The 18,785-nt window shown below is 61.6% G+C and carries 12 protein-coding genes; 4 read left to right on the top strand and 8 right to left on the bottom strand.

The window, feature by feature from the left end:
- Window positions 1-59 precede the first annotated feature (59 nt).
- The 3 genes from H8K20_RS10620 to H8K20_RS10610 all read right to left on the bottom strand — a co-directional run bounded on the left by H8K20_RS10620 (window position 60) and on the right by H8K20_RS10610 (window position 3,970).
- Entirely contained in the window at window positions 60-1,487 is a 1,428-nt protein-coding gene (locus H8K20_RS10620; RefSeq protein WP_186488388.1) for a S1C family serine protease, read from the bottom strand.
- Between the two features lie 109 nt (window positions 1,488-1,596).
- The gene (locus H8K20_RS10615) at window positions 1,597-3,165 is read right to left on the bottom strand and encodes a HAMP domain-containing sensor histidine kinase (RefSeq protein ID WP_186488387.1); all 1,569 of its coding nucleotides are present in this window, start codon (window positions 3,163-3,165) and stop codon (window positions 1,597-1,599) included.
- A 112-nt stretch (window positions 3,166-3,277) separates the two neighbouring features.
- Window positions 3,278-3,970 (bottom strand): response regulator transcription factor, encoded by a 693-nt coding sequence (locus tag H8K20_RS10610; protein WP_105205216.1) that lies wholly within the window; start codon window positions 3,968-3,970, stop codon window positions 3,278-3,280.
- Window positions 3,971-4,378: 408 nt separating this feature from the next.
- On the opposite strand from H8K20_RS10610, the gene ychF reads away from it, so the two are divergent.
- Entirely contained in the window at window positions 4,379-5,473 is a 1,095-nt protein-coding gene (gene ychF, locus H8K20_RS10605) for a redox-regulated ATPase YchF (protein ID WP_105205197.1), read from the top strand.
- Window positions 5,474-5,570: 97 nt separating this feature from the next.
- Here ychF and H8K20_RS14245 read toward each other — a convergent pair whose 3' ends face one another.
- Window positions 5,571-10,295 carry an isopeptide-forming domain-containing fimbrial protein gene (locus H8K20_RS14245; protein ID WP_186488386.1) on the bottom strand — a complete coding sequence of 1,575 codons (4,725 nt, stop codon included), beginning with the start codon at window positions 10,293-10,295 and terminating at the stop codon, window positions 5,571-5,573.
- 540 nt (window positions 10,296-10,835) lie between these two features.
- Between H8K20_RS14245 and H8K20_RS10595 the strand changes: the two genes are divergently transcribed.
- A complete protein-coding gene (locus H8K20_RS10595) occupies window positions 10,836-12,242 on the top strand; it encodes an MATE family efflux transporter (protein WP_186488385.1) in 1,407 nt (468 codons plus the stop codon).
- A 273-nt stretch (window positions 12,243-12,515) separates the two neighbouring features.
- Here the strand turns inward: H8K20_RS10595 and H8K20_RS10590 are convergent, their stop codons facing one another.
- The 3 genes from H8K20_RS10590 to H8K20_RS10580 all read right to left on the bottom strand — a co-directional run bounded on the left by H8K20_RS10590 (window position 12,516) and on the right by H8K20_RS10580 (window position 14,636).
- Window positions 12,516-13,340, bottom strand: coding sequence for a DUF8091 domain-containing protein (locus H8K20_RS10590; protein WP_105205194.1), 825 nt, complete (start codon window positions 13,338-13,340; stop codon window positions 12,516-12,518).
- Window positions 13,341-13,352: 12 nt separating this feature from the next.
- Window positions 13,353-13,844, bottom strand: a complete 492-nt coding sequence (gene ybaK, locus H8K20_RS10585) for a Cys-tRNA(Pro) deacylase (RefSeq protein WP_341480839.1) — start codon at window positions 13,842-13,844, stop codon at window positions 13,353-13,355.
- 249 nt (window positions 13,845-14,093) lie between these two features.
- Window positions 14,094-14,636, bottom strand: a complete 543-nt coding sequence (locus H8K20_RS10580; protein WP_105205193.1) for a rubrerythrin family protein — start codon at window positions 14,634-14,636, stop codon at window positions 14,094-14,096.
- A 141-nt stretch (window positions 14,637-14,777) separates the two neighbouring features.
- On the opposite strand from H8K20_RS10580, the gene H8K20_RS10575 reads away from it, so the two are divergent.
- Together H8K20_RS10575 and H8K20_RS10570 are read left to right on the top strand one after the other, a co-directional pair.
- Entirely contained in the window at window positions 14,778-15,455 is a 678-nt protein-coding gene (locus H8K20_RS10575; RefSeq protein WP_154866843.1) for a 5'-methylthioadenosine/adenosylhomocysteine nucleosidase, read from the top strand.
- Window positions 15,456-15,674: 219 nt separating this feature from the next.
- The gene (locus tag H8K20_RS10570; RefSeq protein ID WP_243206444.1) at window positions 15,675-17,285 is read left to right on the top strand and encodes a ClC family H(+)/Cl(-) exchange transporter; all 1,611 of its coding nucleotides are present in this window, start codon (window positions 15,675-15,677) and stop codon (window positions 17,283-17,285) included.
- 532 nt (window positions 17,286-17,817) lie between these two features.
- On the opposite strand, the gene H8K20_RS10565 is transcribed toward H8K20_RS10570, so the two are convergent.
- Window positions 17,818-18,666 carry an undecaprenyl-diphosphate phosphatase gene (locus H8K20_RS10565; protein WP_105205189.1) on the bottom strand — a complete coding sequence of 283 codons (849 nt, stop codon included), beginning with the start codon at window positions 18,664-18,666 and terminating at the stop codon, window positions 17,818-17,820.
- Window positions 18,667-18,785 lie beyond the last annotated feature (119 nt).

Genomic DNA, 18,785 nt, shown 5'->3' with positions numbered 1-18,785 from the left:
AAAAGGCCGCCGGTACTGCTATTTTTTACAGGTGGTGCACGACAGAGATTTTCTGCCCGCTAGGAGGCGGAGCTGGCGCCGGTATCCTCCTGCAGCTCCACGACCACCTCGAAGGTCTTGTCGGCCCCGCTCTGCGATTTGCGGTAGATGGTCATTTTGATCTTGTCGCCGGGCTTTTGGCCCTTGAGCTGGTTTTGCAGGTCGTCGAAGCTGGTGATATCGGTGCCGTTTACTTTGGTGATGACGTCGCCGACCTGTACGCCCACGCCGTCCATGCTGCCGCCGGGATTGATCTGCTTGATATACAGGCCCTGGGGCAGATCGTTTATTTTGGCCAGCGTCTCGTTGATCTCGGTGACGCTGATGCCCAGCTTGACCCGGTCTTTGACGTAGCCGTTTTGCATGAGGCTGTCGATGATGGGTTTGGCGTCGTTGATGGCGATGGCAAAACCGATCCCCTCATAGTCGGTGGCGGCGATCTTGGAGGAGTTGATGCCAACCACCTGGCCGTACATGTTGGCCAGCGCGCCGCCGGAGTTGCCGGGGTTGATGGCGGCGTCGGTCTGGATGCAGTTCATGGAGTAGGCGCCGGAGGTGCTGGCGATCTGCCGGTTGATGGCCGAGACATAGCCGTAGGTGACACTGCCGGCCAGCGTGGGGCCGCCCGGGTTGCCCACGGCGGCCACCTGCTCGCCCACCTCCATCTGGTCGGAGTTGCCCAGCTCGGCGGGGGTGAGATTTTTGGCCTCGATCTTGACTACGGCCAGGTCGGTCTTGGCGTCGGTGCCGATGACGGTGCCGCTGTAGTCCTCGCCGTTGTTGAGGGTTACAGTGACGCCGATGGCGCCCGAGACCACATGGGCGTTGGTGACGATATAGCCGTCTTCAGAGATGATGATGCCCGAGCCGTAGCTGGAGGCCTCGACTGTGCCGGCCTGGTTATAGGTGGCGATGCCCACCACCGAGGGCTTTAATTTGGCGGCCACCTGCTCGGTAGTCAGCTTTTCGCCGGCGGCGGGCAGCGCACTGCCGGAAGAGCCGCTGTCGGGCTTGTCGTTGATGCTGACCCCGCCGCTGGACGAGGCCCTGCTGGAGGTGCCGTCTTCGCCCACGGCGCCTTTGTAGATGTAGCCGGCGCCGATGATGATGCCCGCCAGCGCCACCACACAGCACAGGATGGCGCCAAACACCACCACGCCTTTTCCCTTACGGCGGGGCGGGGTGGGTTGGGGCGCCGACCCGGGGGCGCCCTGCGCGTACTGCCCGGGATCGAAAGAGAAGGGCTGGGCGCTGTCGCCGGCCGGGGCGCCGTCGGTCGGGGGCACATCTGACGGCGGCGCGCTCTCGGGCGCGGCGGAGCTGGCACCTGGCTGCGGCCCGGCGGCGCCGGGATCGGTGCTGTTTTGGCCGCTGGCGCCGCTGTCGGTCCAGCCTGTTTCCTGGGGCGGCTGGTCCCCAAAGCCGTTTTGTCCGTTATACTCGTTCATACACAGGTGCCTCCTACGCTTTTTGTCGCTGCTGTTATGATACCCGAAAAATATAAATAAATCTTTAAGGCGGTATAAATTGGTTTAAAATTCTGCCGCGCTCACTCGGCTACGGCTGTGAACCCCCATCGCCGGGACCGGCCGGCGGCTGGGCGGGCAGCGGCTGGGCAGTCGTGCCCCTGGGCTGGCCGCCGGGCTGCTGTTTGCTCTTCTGGTGGCCGCTGCGCTCCTTGGGCGCCGGCGGCAGCGAAAATTTGAACTCGGTGTACTCGCCTTCTTTGCTGGAGACCACGATGTCGCCGCCGTGGCGGGCGATGATGGTCTTGACGATGTACAGACCCAGGCCCACGCCTTTTTTGTCGAGGCTGCGGGAGCGGTCGGTCTTGTAAAAGCGCTCGAACACCTGCTGCATCTGCTCTTTGGGGATGCCTTCGCCGGTGTTGCGGATGGCCACCATAGTGCCGCCCGGGCCCTGCGAGAAGGCAAAGCGTATCTGCCCGCCTTCGTTGACGAACTTTACGGCGTTGTCTACCAGGTTGTAAATGACCTGATGCAGCAGGTCTTTGTCGCCCTGCACCATTACTTTGCCCACGTCCAGGCCCTGGATATCGATGTGTTTTTTATCGATCTGCTGTTCAAAGGAGAGCAGCGCCGCCAGCACCGTGTCGCAGATGTTGAAGGTGGTGACGTTCAGCCGCATCTCGCCGGCCTCGATCTTGGAGACGTTGAGCATACCGGAGATGAGGCGGGACAGCCGCTTGACCTCGGTGGAGACGATGCGCAGGTAGTAGTCCTCTTTTTCGGGGGGGATGGTATGGTCCAGGATGCCATCGACAAAGCCGCCGATGGTGGTCATGGGCGTTTTGAGCTCGTGGGATACGTTGGCCACAAAGCTGCGGCGCACCGACTCGGTCATAGCCAGCGAGGAAGCCATGTTGTTGAGCGACATGGCCAGCTGGCCCATCTCGTCGTTCTCGGTGACCGGGATCTTTTGGCTGAAATCTCCTTTGCCAAAGCGCTGGGCGCAGACGGCCATCTCCCGCAGCGGCTTGACCAGCCGGTTGGTGGAGGGGTAGATGACCACGAACGAAAACAGGATGACTAGCAGCGCGGCGCCGCCGAACATCTTGAGCATATCCATGAGGAAGGTGGAGAGCTCTTTGGCCGGCGAGGCGGCAAACACATAGCCGACCACCACGCCGCCGTCTTTGACCACCGGCTGGGCCACCACGTAGTGGCTGGTCTTGTAGATCTCGCCCAGCGTGCTCATACCGCGGTAGCTGCCGTCTTTAAAGGCCTTGTCGAGCAGCTTGGACGAGATCTTGTAGGTGGTGTGGGCGCAGGGGGCGTCCTCGGTGCACACCTCGGTCACCCCGTCGGCGGTAGTCAGAAAGATGTCGCTGTCTTTGGCGCCCAAGGTAAAGCCCTGATAGCGCTCTTTGAGCAGGCTCATCACATCTTCTTTGGCGCCCAGCCAACTGTACTGGCTGCCGTCGTAGACGATGACCTTCTCGGTGATCTCGGCGGTGTGCTCGGCCATGGTATCGAGCTGGTCGAGGCTCTCGCCCTTAAAGTACTGGGCGGCCAAAAATAAAAACACGGTGCCCAGGATGGTGATGCTGGCCAGCACCACCGCCATACAGGTCAAAAAATACCGCTTCAACAGGCCGTTTTGCATCTGCTCTCTTCCCCCTCCCCCGTGCCGCGGGGCGCGCAGCGGGCTGCCCCACTGCGAAACAGGCCGCTCTGCCGGCGGCCTGTTTGCTGTATCTTCGCTGAGCCGGACGGCCCTAGTCTTTTACCTCAAACTTGTAGCCCACGCCCCAGACTGTTTTTAGCGACCACTGGGGAGATACGTCCTCCAGCTTTTCGCGCAGGCGCTTGATATGCACGTCGACGGTGCGCGAGTCGCCGTAGTACTCGAAGCCCCACACCTCGTCGAGCAGCTGGTCGCGGGTGTACACCCGATTGGGATTGGAGGCCAGGTGGTACAGCAGCTCCAGCTCTTTGGGCGGGGTGTCGACGATCTTGCCGTCGACCTTGAGCTCGTACCGGGTGAGGTTGACGATGAGCTTGTCGTAGCTGACCTCTTTGATATCGGAGACCGAAGATTTGGGGCCGGTACGGCGCAGCACCGCCTTGATGCGGGCCACGATCTCTTTGGAGTCGAAGGGCTTGACCACATAGTCGTCGGCGCCCAGCTCGAGGCCCAGCACCTTGTCGAAAGTCTCGCCCTTAGCGGTGAGCATGATGATGGGCACGTCGCTGGTCTTGCGGATCTCGCGGCAGACCTGCCAGCCGTCGAGCTCCGGCATCATCACGTCGAGGATGATGAGCGACGGCTTTTCCTCCTCGAACACCGCCAGCGCCTGTTTGCCGTCGTGGGCCAGCACGGTCTGGTAGCCCTCTTTCTCGATATACAGCCGCAACAGTTCGCAGATATTTTTGTCGTCGTCTACTACTAAGATCTTTTCCACTGTGATCCCCCTCATAAAACAGTTCTGGCCAGGCCAGACCAGGCCAGACTAAGCCAGTCCAGGCCAGTATCGTATGCCCGTGTGCAAACCGGGTGAACACCGGGCCGGATCGGCCGAAAAAGCCGCCCGCACCCGGCACGCGGGCCGCTGCGGACTATGCTATCTATTATAGCGGTGCCGCCCGGTGTCAAAAGTGAACAGATTATAAATGTTTTTGTACTTGCCTGTAAAGGATAATTTGTCTATAATAATTTATTAGCCGGCGGCCGCCGTGTGGCCGCCTCTTATCTTATTATAGTATAACCCGCTGCCCGGGTAAAGGGCTCAAGCTGTCGGCGGCGCCACAGCGGCCCTAAAAATACAGCAAATCAACCGATGACCGGCCGCTTTGGGGCGGCAGAACGGAGCGAGACGATGAAACTTGGTATTGTGGGCCTGCCCAACGTAGGCAAAAGCACCCTATTTAACGCTATTACCAACGCCGGGGCCGAGTCGGCCAACTACCCCTTTTGCACCATCGAGCCCAACGTGGGCATGGTGGCCGTGCCCGACAAGCGGCTGGACCGGCTGGTAGAGATGTACCACCCGCAGAAGGTCACCCCCGCCACCATTGAGTTCGTGGACATTGCCGGCCTGGTGAAAGGCGCCTCGAAAGGTGAGGGACTGGGCAACAAGTTCCTCTCGCACATCCGCGAGGTGGATGCCATTTTGCACGTGGTGCGCTGTTTTGAGAGCACCGAGATCATCCACGTGGACGGTGAGATAGGCCCTCAGCGGGACGTGGAGACCATCAACCTGGAGCTGATCTTTTCGGATATCGACATCGTCGACCGCCGGCTGCAGAAAGCGCAGAAGCTGGCTAAGGGAGACAAGTCGATGGCCGCCGAAGTGGCCATGCTCACCCGCCTGAAGGCCCACCTGGAAGAGGGAAAGCGCGCCGCCGGCTTTGACGGCGACGAGGAGGAGCTGGCCATCATCCAATCGATGGGCCTGCTCAGCGCCAAAAAGGTCATCTATGTGGCCAACATGAGCGAGGACGACTTTATAAACAACATCGAGCAGAACCTCTACTACCAGCAGCTGCAGCAGCTGGCCGCCGCCGAAAATGCCCTGACGCTGCCCATCTGCGCCAAGATAGAAGAGGATATCTCGGACATGAGCGCCGAGGACAAAGAGATGTTTTTGGGCGAGCTGGGGCTCACCGAGTCGGGACTCGACCGGCTCATACGCGCCAGCTACAGCCTGCTGGGGCTGATCTCGTACCTGACTGCCGGCGAGCCGGAGGTGCGGGCCTGGACCATTAAAAAAGGCACCAAGGCGCCCCAGGCGGCCGGCAAGATCCACTCTGACTTTGAGCGCGGGTTCATCCGCGCCGAGGTGGTGGCCTATGACGATCTGATGGCCCAGGGCTCGATGGCCGCCTGCAGAGAAAAGGGACTGGTGCGCTCGGAGGGCAAAGAGTACGTGATGCAGGACGGCGACGTGGTGCTGTTTCGCTTTAACGTGTAGGGCAGGGCTGCAAAAAGGGCCTGCTTTTTCAGAAAGACCGATAAAAGCCCGCGGGAGCTTGTGCGCTCCCGCGGGCTTTTTTAATGTATACGAATGTCTACTGCCGGTGGCGGCTGTACTTGCGCCACAGGACCGTCATTGCTCCGCCGGTGGACAGGAGCAGCGCGCCCCAGAGCAGCTGTGCGGTATCGCCGGTATCGGCAGTGCCGACAGGTACATCTACCGGGAAGCGTATGGCCGCCTCGGCGGTGGGGGCGACTTTGCTGGGCGTGCCGTTGGGGTCCTCGCCGGTGGCCTCGGCCCGGTTGACGATCTGCGGCGGGCGCTCCTCTTTGACGGCGATGGAGGCGCGGTAGGTGAGCACATAGGTCTCGCCGCCGGCCAGCGCAGCTATCGGCACCATGATGGTGCGGCTATCGGGATCGTAGACCGAGTCTGCCAGCGGTACCGGCACCTGGTCGGGCCCGGTGAGCGTGAGGCTGTGCGTATCCAGCACCAGCTCTGCTGGCAGATAGTCGAAGATGAGCACATTTTTCCACAGAGTGCCCGGTTTGGGGTTGGACAGCTCGACGCGGTACTCCAGCAGGTCCTCCAGATGCGTGTCGCCGCCGGGATGGTCGAGATTTTCTACCTGCTTGTCCAGCTGTGGGTCGGCATCGCCGGGCAGCACGCCGCTATCGGGTTGGTCTTTGGGCGAGGGATAGACCGGATCTTCGGTCGCCGTGCCGGCGGTGGAGGGGGTGCCGTCGGGCTGCAGCGGGATGCCGTCGCCGTCTGCGTAGGGGGGATACGGGTCGCCGGGCTGCAAGTCGGTGGGGATGAGCATGTCGTCGCCACCGCCGCCATTACCGCCACTCGAGTTACCGCCAGAGCCGCCACTGCCACCAGAACCATCGCCGCCAGAGCCACCAGAGCCGTCGGAGCTGCCGCCCTGACCGGAACCGCCACTGCCGCCGTCGCTGGGCTGGCCGCCGGCCTGGGCGGTATTGCCGATGTCGGTACCGATTGCCTCGGGCTCGGCAATGACGTCAAAGGTGAACACATACTTTTCACCGCCGTAAACATCGCCCACATAGACGCTGATGATGCGGGTATCTGGGTGATAGGCGCTGGCAGGGACCGGCACCAGGCTACCGTTGGGCAGCTGCAGCTGCATGCTGTCGGTGACCAGCTTTAGGCCGGCCGGCAGTTTGTCGCGGATGGAAACGGCTTTCCACAGCGAGCCGGCCAGGCGGTTATTGACGGTGATGGTATAGGTGATGCGGTCGCCCACCTGGGTGGCACCGTCGGGATCGGTATTATTTTTCGCCGCCTTTTCCACCTTGCCGTCGGGGTTTTTGGGCGTTACCTGGGTGCCACCTTCCGGCACCGCCACCGAGCCGCCCGATTGACCGCCGCCTGATTGGCCACCGCCTGATTGGCCGCCGCCCGGCGCACCGTCGCCGGGCTCTACCGGGCCGGCTGGACCGTCGGGGTCGGTGGCAGCTTGGCTGCCGCCGCTGGGGTCTTTACCGGTGGCCTGGGCGGTGTTGGTGATATCGGCATTTTCGGGGTGGGCGGGATCGACCGCCTGGGCGCCGACGACAGCCCGGAACTGCAGCGTGTAGGCCTGCCCGCCGGTCACCTGGCCGATATAGTGGATAATGGCGTGCTTTTCACGGTCGTAGGTGCTGTCGGGCAGCGGCTTCTCTACCCCGTCGGGCCCGGTGAGCCGGATGCTGCCGGGGCAGAAGGTGAGACCCGGCGGCAGCACATCGCGGATCTCCACATCGCTCCAGGTGGAGTGCGGCTGCCGGTTCTCCACCGTGATGGTGTACACCAGCTCGTCGTCTACCACCGTCTTGTCGCTGTGGGCGCTATTTTGCACCTGTTTATCTACCGTGGGGTCGGCCCGCCACACCGGGTATACCGTGAGATCGCTGTCGCCCATCACGTCGTTTTGGCCGACGTTTACTGTATTGCCGGCCGGGTCGGTCGTCCAGCCCAAAAACGTCTGCCCCTCCTGGCTGGGGGTGTATGCAGACAGCGCCTCGAGCACGTTGGCACCGTACTGGGTGTCGATATCTGCGCGAGCGCCGCCGGGCAGGTCGCGGACATGCAGCTGGTGGGCGTTGGCCTGCCAGATAGCATAGACCGGCACCGTGTAGTCGTCGCCGGCCCAATCGGTATCTACCGCGGTGGCGGCAGTCACCTTTTGGGCGCTGCCTTCGCCAAAGCCGCCGCGCAGCAGCGAGAAGCCCTGAAAGGTGTAGCCGGTGCGGGTGGGGTCGGCGGGCAGCTGCGCCAGCTGATCGCCCTGCTTGTAGTACAGCGCCTTCTGGCCCGCCGGCACCGCCCCCTGCGGCAGTGAGAGCTGGGTGGCGTCTTGCTGGTCGTAATTGCGGTAATACTGCGGGGTGACCGCCGGCAGCACGGTCAGGGTCTTACCGGATTCGAGGTATCCATTGGCACTGCCCACCGCGCTGGCGCTCAGGTACCAGCGGTAGGTAAAGTGGTACTGCCCGATATCCTGCGGCTGGGCCGCCCGCCGGCCGGTAAACAGCGCCAGCAGGCTGTCGTCTACCGGCAGCTGCTGTGAAGATCCGTCGTCCTGTTTTTTTTGCACGGTGATGAGCACCGTGCCGCCGGGCTGGGTGCCCAGATCTACCCGCGCAAAATCCTGCGGGGTGGCTTGGGCAAAGCTCTCGAGCTCCTGCTTTTGCACGTTTTGCCCCATGTTGTTGCCGGCGGCAAAAAACACGCCGGCGCGGTGGTCGTAGGTCACGTGCTTCCAGCTGAGGTTGGCCAGATCGCTGCCGGCGGTCACCGTCTCGCCGCTGGGAACGGCGTAGATGGTGGCGTTGGTGCCGGTAGTGACGGCGCTGCTGCTATCCTGCGCCATAGTGATGGCCGAGGTGGGCACCAGCCGCAGCCGCCGCTGGCCCACTGTGCCCTGACGCTCGGCGTACACGGTGACCATGCCCACGCCCGGGGCCAAACTGGCTACCGCGTAATCGTCGTACGGCTTTTTGGGGTCGGCCGGGTTGAGCGCCACGATATCGGCGTTCTCCATCCCCGAGGCGCCGCATTTGGTCCCGTCGCTGGCCCAGGAGATATCGTAGGAGCCGTCGGTCGTGCCGGCCAAGGTGTTGTTGGTGAGCGGGAATAAAAAGCGCAGGCTGCGCACCGTATCGTAATCTGTTTGGTCGACAGCGGCGAGATCGTCGCCGCTGAGGTTGGAGGGATACAGCATGGCGGTACAGACCGAGGCCTTGGAATAGGCGTCGGCCGTTTTTTTATCCTGCCCCACATAGCTCTGGTTGTCGGCAAACACCTTGAGCTGGGGGTAGGCGCCGTCGGTGAGCACCCAGGCGCTGTCGGCGGGAGAGCACCCATCGGGCAGCGTCTCCATCAGCTGCCGGGTGAGCAGACCGGTGGCGCCGCCGGTGCCGGCCGCCTCTTTCATGGCGGTGGTCTGCTTGTCGTAATAGCTGTTTTGCAGCGTGAGGCTACCGCCGGTCTGGCCGCCCACAAAGCCGCCCATATTGGGGGTGGAGAGGTCGGTGCCCAGCGCCCCTACTTCGCCGGCGGCATAACAGTTGCGGATGACGGTGGTGGCGCGCGGTTCCTGACAGCCCAAAAAGCCGCCCTGGTAGTTGCCGTTTTGCTGCATGCCCACCATAGCCGTACTGTAGCAGTTTTCGAACAGATAGTGCGTGTCCATCTTCTCGCAGATACCGGCGCCGGCGACAAAGCCGCCCAGATTGGTGAGCCCCTCTACCGAGCCGGCGGCGTAACAGTTTATAAACTTGCTCACCCCGTCGCCGCCGGGGGTGTACACGCTGTCTTCCACATGGCCCACAAAGGCGCCGGTGTTATTGTTGGCGTAGGCGCGCACATTGGTAAAGCAGTTTTCAAATATGTAGTTGCCGGCACAGGAGGTAAAGGCCCCCGAATGGGCCGCTGTGCGCATGGTGCCGTCGATGGCATAACAGTTTTTGACATAGCCGCTGATAGGCCCAAAGATATTGCCCGAGCACGCGCCGCCTTTCACATAGACATTTTTGGTGTGGCAGCGGTCGGCGTACACCCGCCCAAAGCTGCCGCTGCTGCGGTAGAAGGCGCTGCTGAGCAGGCCGCCGCCGTGGTTGGGCACATCAATAAAACCGTGCTCGAGAGCCACATCTTCCATGGAGATAAAGGTATTGCTATAGGTGCTGCCAAACAGACCGCTGTTCATGACGGCCGAGGAGACGGTCAGGTTTTTGACGATGAGCGGTTGGCTGAAGTCGGCGACCAGGCTGCCGCCATTTAGATTGTAGATGGTGTGCCCGCCGCCGTCGATAAACATCTTTTTGCTGAAATTGACCGCCGACCAGGCAACACCGCCGGCCCCGCCCATATCGAGATCGCACATCAGCTTGACCGGCAGAGCATTGAGCATAGCATAGCGCAACTGTTCGGGCGAATACACGCCGTAGTAGGCCACCTCTTCGGTGACCAGCGCGGGCATGTCCAGCGAATGGCTGCCCGACATCTGCCCTATCTGGTAATACGGCACCTGCTGCGCCGGCAGCGGCAGCGGTTTGGCCATGGGATCGGCGGCCAGGTCGCCGTCGCGATCGGCGGCCACGTTGCTGCCGCTCCACTTGGGTACGGTGCCGTCGGTGGCGGTCCAGCCGTTTTGACCGTAGCTCTTCCACGCATCTTCGTCCTGTTTCCAGCCGTCAGCCCACGCGGCAGAGACGCCTGCCGTAAGTTGGGGCGCAAAAGAAAAGAGCCCCACCACCAGCGCGCAGGTCAACAGCAGTGCCAGCGCCCGCTCGCCCCTCGTTCTTTTCACATCGATACACTCCCACAAATATCTTTTCTGCAAAAAACACAGTGCATTACGCAGTCACATCTTTTGAAAAGGTGATCTTCATTATAGTAGTATCTTTAACAATTTTCAAGGACATTTACAAAACAGCACCGGTACTACCCCAAATAAACTATATTATTTTCACAAATAAGGCACACCTTTTTAGCCGGTTGCAGACCGGTCGCCGATCGCCGTGTGCTTGGGCTATGCGCCTGTACAGACGGTCCCAAGTTGGTCAATACGCCAAAAATGTTTGGCGGCAGTTGACTTTTCGGCGGCAGCTGTCTATAGTGATAGTGATAACCGGCAGATAGCCGGTCTTCGGTGGCGGGAGGCAGTCGTACAGTTTTGTGCGCGCCTGTCGTATTTTTATGTGCATTTACGGGTGGCGGGCGCACAGAGCGGTGCGTCGGCCGCCTTTTTTGATGCCGGCAAACAGCTTTTTACGGGGCGGACACGCCTGATACCTATCTCCTGCGGCGCATACCGCAGTCGACAACCGATCCGGAAAGGATGAAGATTTTGACGAGAAACCTGACAAAAGGCGAGCCGGGCAAGATCATCTTGCTGTTTGCTCTGCCCATGCTCTTTGGCAACATCTTTCAGCAGATGTACAACATGGTCGACTCGGTGGTGGTGGGCAACTTTGTGGGGGCCGACGCATTGGCGGCAGTGGGCAGCTCTTATACTATTACTTTTGGCGTGACTGCACTGGCGTTTGGTCTGGGAAACGGCGCCTCGATCTTGATCGGGCAGTATTTTGGCGCCGGCAGATCGAGGGAGGCCCGGCACTCGATCGTCACCAGCATGACGTTTGCCATCTTGTTTTCGCTGGTGCTGTCGGTGGCGTGTATCTTTTTGTGCGCGCCGCTGCTGCGGCTGGTCAACATGCCCAAGTCGATCTTCCCCATGTCTATGTCCTACATGCGCATCTACTTTTTAGGGCTGGTGTTCACCTTTGCCTACAACATGCTCTCCTCTGTTTTTCGCGCGCTGGGCGACTCGAAGACCCCACTCATCTTTCTCATCGTGGCCTCGGTGGTGAACATCGTACTGGACCTGGTGTTCGTTATAAACTTTAAGATGGGGGTAGCCGGGGTGGCCTGGGCCACCATCATCGCCCAAGCCGTGTCGTCGGTGCTGGCGCTGGTGGCGCTGAGGCGGCGGCTGGCCGACATGCAGCAGCAGGACCCGGCGTACGCCCCGGAGAGCCACGAGACGTTTCGCCAGCAGCTGAGTTTACCGCTGCTCAAAAAGATGATCCGGCTGGCCATCCCCACCACCGCACAGGAGATCGCTATCTCGGGTGGGATGATCATTATGCAGGCCTTTGTAAACGGCTACGGGCCCCGCATCATGGCCGCCTACACGGCCGCCGCCAAGATCGAGAGCCTGGCGATGATGCCCATCATCAACATCTCCACCGCTGTCACCAGCTACGCGGCCCAGAATATGGGCGCCGGCGAGATCGAGCGGGTGAAATCCGGATACCGGGCGTCGCTGCGCATCTCTTTCGTGTTCGCGGCGGTGCTGGGCGGGGCCATCGTGCTGTTTGGGCACAGCCTGGTGGGGATCTTCGTCAGCGGTGAAGGCGCGGCCGAAGTGGCTGCCGCCGGCGCCAACTACCTGCTGTATTCGGCGTTTGCCTTTATATTTATGGCTTTGCTTTTCCCGGCCGAAGGCGTGATGAAAGGCACCGGCGACGTGAACTTCTTTATGCTGTTTGCCATTGTGGGCATCGTGGCCAAAGTGACGGCGGCCCTGACTCTGTCGCCGGCGATGGGCTACACCGGACTGTGGCTGGCAGTGGTCATTGGCTGGGGCTGCGAGGCGGTGTGTACCACGCTGCGCTACCTCTCGGGCAAGTGGAAGACCAAAGGTATCATCCAGCACCCGGTGGCGGCCGCGGAGACGGCGGCCGAGCAGTAAAAGCCGTGCTGTACAAAATTTGTTTTCATTTATTAAACACTTTGTACACCACCCGGCAGGCAGTGGGGGCTATACTAGAGGTGGATAAGGGACATGCAAACACCTCACATCCATTCTCCTCTTCTTTTATGAATATCTCCGCACACAAGATATTCACTTCCTCTTAAACCTTCCCTTTGGGAAAGCGCCGCGGGGCGGGACCAGTTGGTCCTGCCCCGCGGCGCTTTTTATCTCGGAGCTCCGGCCGGACGCCTTAAAAGCGGCGGCTGGGCTTTATTCATGGATAGCTGGGCGGCGGCCCGGATCGGGGCGGGCGTACAGGTAGTACCGCCCCTGCTTGCCCACCCGCTGCAGCGCCCCCACCTTGTAGAGCAGCGCCAGCGCGCGCTGGGCGGTGTGCAGGTGCAGGTGGGCAAAGCTACTGTAGTCGGCGGTGGTAAAGGGCTGCGGCATGCTCTTTGGCAGCAGCGCGGCCCAGTCGTCGATGCCGGTAAAGAGCCTCTGGTCCAAAATATCGAGCGGGCGGCACTCGTAGCGGGTGGCGCGCCGCTTTTTGCCGCGGCCATAGCCGTTTTGCTGGCGGTACTCCTCCAGCTCTAAAAACACCAGGCACACCTGCAAATTGGGGTGGCCCAGCAGATCGGCCAGGCGGTACAGCTCGTAAAAGGCGTGCTCGGGCCGGCCCTTTTTGGGCGAGCGGCGGCGGGAGAGCAGCTCGCCGGTGTCGGGATCGAGCCAGCAGACCCACTTGACCTGGGCGATGGGGTACACCACGGTGACCCGCGCCGCCTCTAAAAACACCTGCAGCTTGTCGTGCAGGCGGGAGAGACTGCGGGTCTGGATCTCGATGATGCCCTGCGGGCCCACGATGTCGGCCACGTAGCGGCCGATGGCGGTCTCCTGATTATCGGCGTAGGGCTCGAAATAATTTTTCAGGGCGGCGTGGAGCGTTTTCTCGGACAGCGTGCCGATGCCGCCGGCGCCCGGGGACCGCTGCGCGGCGAGGTGGCAGGCGCGCAAAAAGTCCTGCCGGCGCACCGCCTGCAGGTCGTATATCTGGTTATAGATGTTGCTGTTTACCTCTGCTGTATCTGCCATAGACCTGTCCTGTCAGCTGTTTTTGGTGATGGGGGCCCAGGTGGCGCCGCACAGCTGCGGCAGCTCTGCGGGCGAGACCTCTACCTGGTAGCCGATCTTGCCGGCGCTGAAGATGACCGTATCCCAGTGCTGGCAGCTGTCGTCCACCACGGTGCGGTACTGCTTTTTCATGCCGATGGGGCTGCAGCCGCCGCGCACGTAGCCGGTGACCTTATTTATATCTTTGACCGGGATCATCTCGACTGATTTTTCGCCTGCCGCCCGGGCGGCGGCTTTTAGATCGAGCTCTTTTTCTACCGGGATGACGAACACGCAGTAGGCGCCGCTGTGGCCCCTGGTGACCAGGGTCTTAAACACCTGGCCCGGGTCTTGCCCCAGCATTTGGGCCACCTGGAGGCCGTCTACCGCCGCGCCCCCGTGGGGGTAGGTGTGGGCCTGGTAGGGCACCTTTTTCTGCTCGAGTATACGCATCACGTTGGTCTTTTGCTCTTTTGTTTTGGACACTTGGCGAAGGCTCCTTCCCACCCGGCGGGGACAGCGGGGGCCGGACCGGCGCGCGGCGCCTTGGACCCGGCTGATGCGCCGGTCTTCTGCCCCCCATTATACCACAGGGGCGGGCGCAAAAAAAGGAGGGGCAGCGCGGTGCTGCCCCTCCCCTTTTGGGACGGATCGAGCCGGGTCTGGCTCAGCTGGACTTCACCGGCTCGGGCCAGCTCGAGCTGGTATGGGCCGGTCTGGTACGAGCCGGGCTGTTTATTTGATGGCCGGTACGTCGACCTGAAAATAGCTCTGCGGGTAGCCGCACAGCGGGCACTTTTCGGGTGCTGTTTTGCCGGTGTACACGTAGCCGCAGTTTTGGCAGATCCAGCTCTCGATCTGATCTTTTTTGAAGACCTGGCCGTCGTCGAGACACTTTTTCATTTTGTTGTAACGGTTCTCGTGGCTCTTTTCGACGGTGGCGGTGAGGGAAAAGCGCTGGGCGATCTCGGTAAAGCCCTCCTCGCGGGCGGTCTTTTCAAATTCCTTGTACATCTCGTCCCACTCGAAATGCTCTTTTTCGGCGGCGTCCATCAGGTTGTCGGCGGTGCCGGGCAGCTCGCCCCCCTTGAGATATTCCAGCCACTTCTCGCCGTGGGCGCGCTCGTTCTTGGCCGTCTCCTCGAACAGCTTGGCGTACTGCTCGTACCCCTGCGCCTTGGCCTGTTTGGCGTAGAGCAGGTATTTGAGATAGGCCTGGGCCTCACCGGCGAAGGCGGCGAGCAGGTTGTCGTGTGTCTGGCTGTTTTGCAGATCCATAGGTAGTCCTCCCATCAAGTGACGCCCGCCGGCGGCGGGCTTTTTCTCTAGTTAGAGAATGGGCCGCAGGCGCTGGGAATATACAGCCGATCGTGCTACAATAGAGCGTACAGTCAAAACAAGCTTACGGAGGGAAAAGCTATGCAGAAGATCGGTATTATCGGCGCCATGGATATGGAGGTGGCGCTGATCAAAGACGCGCTGGAAGGCGTACAGCAGACCGAGGTGGCCCAGAGCACCTACTACATTGGCCGGCTGGGCGGACACCAGGTGGTGCTCACCTGCTGCGGTATCGGCAAAGTGAACGCCGCCATCAGCGCCCAGGTGCTGTGCTCGGTATACGGGGTGGACTGCATCATCAACACCGGGATCGCCGGGAACCTGGCTGCAGACCTGAAACTGGGCGACGTGGTGCTGGCCCAAAAGGTGCTGTACCACGACTTTGACCCCGATATTTTTGCCCAGTGCCCACCGCACCAGAAAGTGCTGCTGCCCGACAGCGGGCTGTGTGACCGCATTGCCGCCGGGTTGACGGCACTGGGGGCCAATTTTCGCCGCGGGGTGGTGGCCACCGGCGACGAATTTGTGCAGAGCAGCCAGCGCAAAGCAGATATCATAGCCCGTACCGGCGCCGACTGCGCCGAGATGGAGGGGGCGGCCATCGGCCATGTGGCGGCCCGCAACGGGGTGCCGTTTGCAGTGGTGCGCTGCCTTTCGGACGACGCCGACGACGCGGCGGAGAGTACCTATGAAAATTTTGCCGCCCACACCGCCCAGCTGGGCGCCCGGCTGCTGATCGATGTGATACGCGGGCTTTGAGGCCTGTACGCCGCCAAACTGCTCTTATCGCCCCGCCTTGTTCTTTTTGGGCAAGCGCGGGGCGATTTTTTGCGGCCTTTTTGTGCGCCTTTTTTGGGCGGTGCACAGGGGCGTTTTTTTGACGCCTATCTTCGTGCAGACTGACTAGGTTTTTGGCTTTTATTTTAGGCACTGCAGCAGTATACTGAAATGTGCCAACAAGTGAAAGAAGGGACCTGTATGGAGGATCACAGACAGCCGGCAGAGGGCCGGGTGGGACATGAGGGGACAGCGGTAAAGACGGTGCGGCGCCGGATGAGCAGTTACCGCTACTGGCTGGTGCTGGAGGGCATTGGCGTGGGCGCGGCGGCCGGGCTGGTGGCGGTGCTGTTTCGGCTGGCACTGGGCAGCGCCGACACCTTTCGCACCGCGGCTATCGCCTGGGCGGCTAAACGCGCCTGGTCGATGGCGCTGTGGATAGGCGTTTTGGTGGCTGCCGCCGCGGCAGTGACGCTGTTTTTGCGCTGGGAGCCGCTGATATCGGGCAGCGGCATCCCCCAGGTAGAGGGGGAGATGCTGGGCCAGGTGCACCAGACCTGGTGGCGGGTGCTGCTGGCCAAATTTGGCGGCGGGGTGGTGGCTATCGCCTCGGGCCTGGCGCTGGGCCGTGAGGGGCCCTCGATCCAGCTGGGGGCCATGGCCGGCAAAGGGGTGTCGCGGCTGTGCGGCCGGGTGCGCACCGAGGAAAAGCTACTGATGACCTGCGGCGCCAGCGCCGGGCTCTCGGCCGCTTTTGGCGCCCCGTTTGCCGGGGTGCTGTTTGCGCTGGAAGAGGTGCACAAGAACTTTTCGCTGGACGTGCTATTGCCGGCTATGGCCTCCTCGATCACCGCCGACTTCATCTCGTCGAACATTTTTGGCCTAAAACCGGTGTTTGACCTGTCGGTGGGAGAGATGATGCCGCTGCGCCACTACTGGCTGCTGATCGCGCTGGGGCTGGTGATCGGGCTGCTGGGGGTGCTCTACAACCGGTGCGTGGGGCTGGCACAGGACCTGTACGCCCGCATACCCAGCCGCTTTTTGCGCACGCTGATACCGTTTTTGCTGGCCGGGGCGCTGGCCTTTACGCTGCCCCAGTTACTGGGCAGCGGCCACGGGCTGGTGGAGGAGATGAGCAGCTTTGCGCTGCCGGCGGTGCTGGCCCTATTTGCGGGGAAATTTTTATTTTCGATGGCCAGCTTTGGGGCCGGAGTGCCCGGCGGCATATTTTTGCCGCTGCTGGTGCTGGGCTCGTTTATCGGCAGCGGATTTTTTCTGGCGGCGGCGCCGCTGGTGGGGCTGCCGAAGACGTTGCTGCTCAATTTTGTGGTGCTGGGCATGGCCGGTTACTTCTCGGCCATCGTGCGGGCGCCGGTGACGGGGATCGTGCTCATCTGCGAGATGACCGGCAGCTTTACCCACCTGCTGAGCCTGTCACTGGTGTCGCTGGTGGCCTACGCAGTGGCCGACTCGCTGCACTGCAAGCCGGTATACGACCAGCTTTTGGAGCGGTTGCTGGCGGGGCTGCCGGCAGGGCAGAAACCGCAACCGGCCAGTGAGGAGAAGGTGCTGGTGGACGCGCCGGTGTGCCTGGGTGCCCGGGCCTGCGGCAAGACCATCAGCCAGATCGACTGGCCCGACGGCTGCCTGGTGGTATCCATCGTGCGGCACGAGCAGGAACTGATCCCCCGCGGCGACACGGCGGTACAGGCCGGCGACCAGCTGACGGTGCTCTGTGGCGACAGCGAGGTGGCCCAGGTGCGCCGGGCCATGGAGCACTGGTGCGAGACCGCGCTGCGGCGCCGAAAGTAGAAAACTGGACGGGTGCGAGCGGATCGATTTTACCTGCAAAAGAGCGCCGGCGAGAGCCGGTGCTCTTTTTTAGGGAGCCGGTGGAAAATATTTGTGGGCGGGGGCCGAGACGGCCATTTTTTCTATGGGGGCAGTATAGCAGAGCGGGGCCCAAAAAGAAAGGTGGCCCCAAGTGGCCAGTGGCAGAGCCGGCGCTACACCGCGGGCAGCGGCGGGCTACAGAACCGCACAGCTGCGCCAAAAACGCCCTGTTTTCAAGGGGCGGGGCGGGTCTGTGCGCCATAGGGGACAGGGCCTGTTTTGACGGCGCCGGTCGCCTGCCCCAAGCCAAAAAGGCGGCGGGCAGGGCCGCAAAAACGGCGGGCGGGCAGCTGATAAGATTGTGAACAAATTGTAAAAACAGCCATTTTTGACGCTGTTTGGCGGTAAAAAAGCTGGGCGGCACCGGGAGAGAGCCAAAAGAGGCGGCCGCCCCTTTATGCGGGGCTGGCCGCCTTTTTTGCCGGCGCCGGTGGGGCGCCGATACCAAAAACTATTTTAAGAAGAAAGTCTCGACCACGCCGGTGCCGATGGTAAACAGGCCCACGGCCAGCGTGTAGATGGCAAAGACTTTAAACTTGTCGCTCTTGATGAGCCAGGCCACCATTTTGATGGCGAAGAAGCCGGTGACCGCCGAGACCACAAAGGCCACGATGACCGGCAGCAGCTCTATCTGCAGGCCGGCGCTCACCGCGTCTTTGACCTCGACCAGGCCGCCGCCCAAAATGGCGGGGATACCCAGGATGAAGGAGAACTCGACGGCGAATTTTTTGGTCATGCCGCACATCATGCTGGCGGCCAGTGTGGAGCCGGAGCGGGAGACGCCGGGCAGGATGGCCACACATTGGGCCACGCCCACGGTGACGGCGTTGCCGGCGGTCATCTGCTTGGGACCCTTTTTGCCGCGGGGGCACTTTTCGGACAGGTACAGCACCAGGCTGGTGAGCAAAAAGCAGGCGCCCAGGAAGAAGAGGTTACCCTGGGAGACCAGCGCGTCGTACTTGTCTTTAAAGGGGTAGACCAGCAACAGCGGAATGAGGGCGATGAACAGCATGAGGATCATGCGGCGGTAGCCGCTCATGGTGCTCCACTTAAAGCGGCCGGTGAACAGGTCGCGCAGCAGCAAAAAGAACTCGACGATGAGCTTGCTGATGGTGCCCCAGAAGGCGATGAACACCGCCACCAGCGTGCCCAGATGCATGACGGCGGTGAGAAAGGTGGCGTTTTCGGCGCTGACTCCGGTAAAGTGCTGGACCAGCGCCAGGTGACCCGAGCTGGACACCGGCAAAAATTCGGTGAGGCCCTGTACGATGGCCTGCAAGATAGCACTGAAGATAGACAAATGCGTTTCCTCCTACCCGTGTGTTTCGGCCCCTGGCCGACAGTAGTTCCAGTTTACCACGAACTGGATGGGAATACCACCAAAAACCATTACAATTTTCTTACGATGTGCCCAGTTTT

Origin of the sequence: Neobittarella massiliensis (ex Bilen et al. 2018) (assembly GCF_014269355.1) — a bacterium.
GTDB classification, from domain to species: domain Bacteria; phylum Bacillota; class Clostridia; order Oscillospirales; family Ruminococcaceae; genus Neobittarella; species Neobittarella massiliensis.
This window is presented reverse-complemented; position numbering and strand designations above follow the sequence as displayed.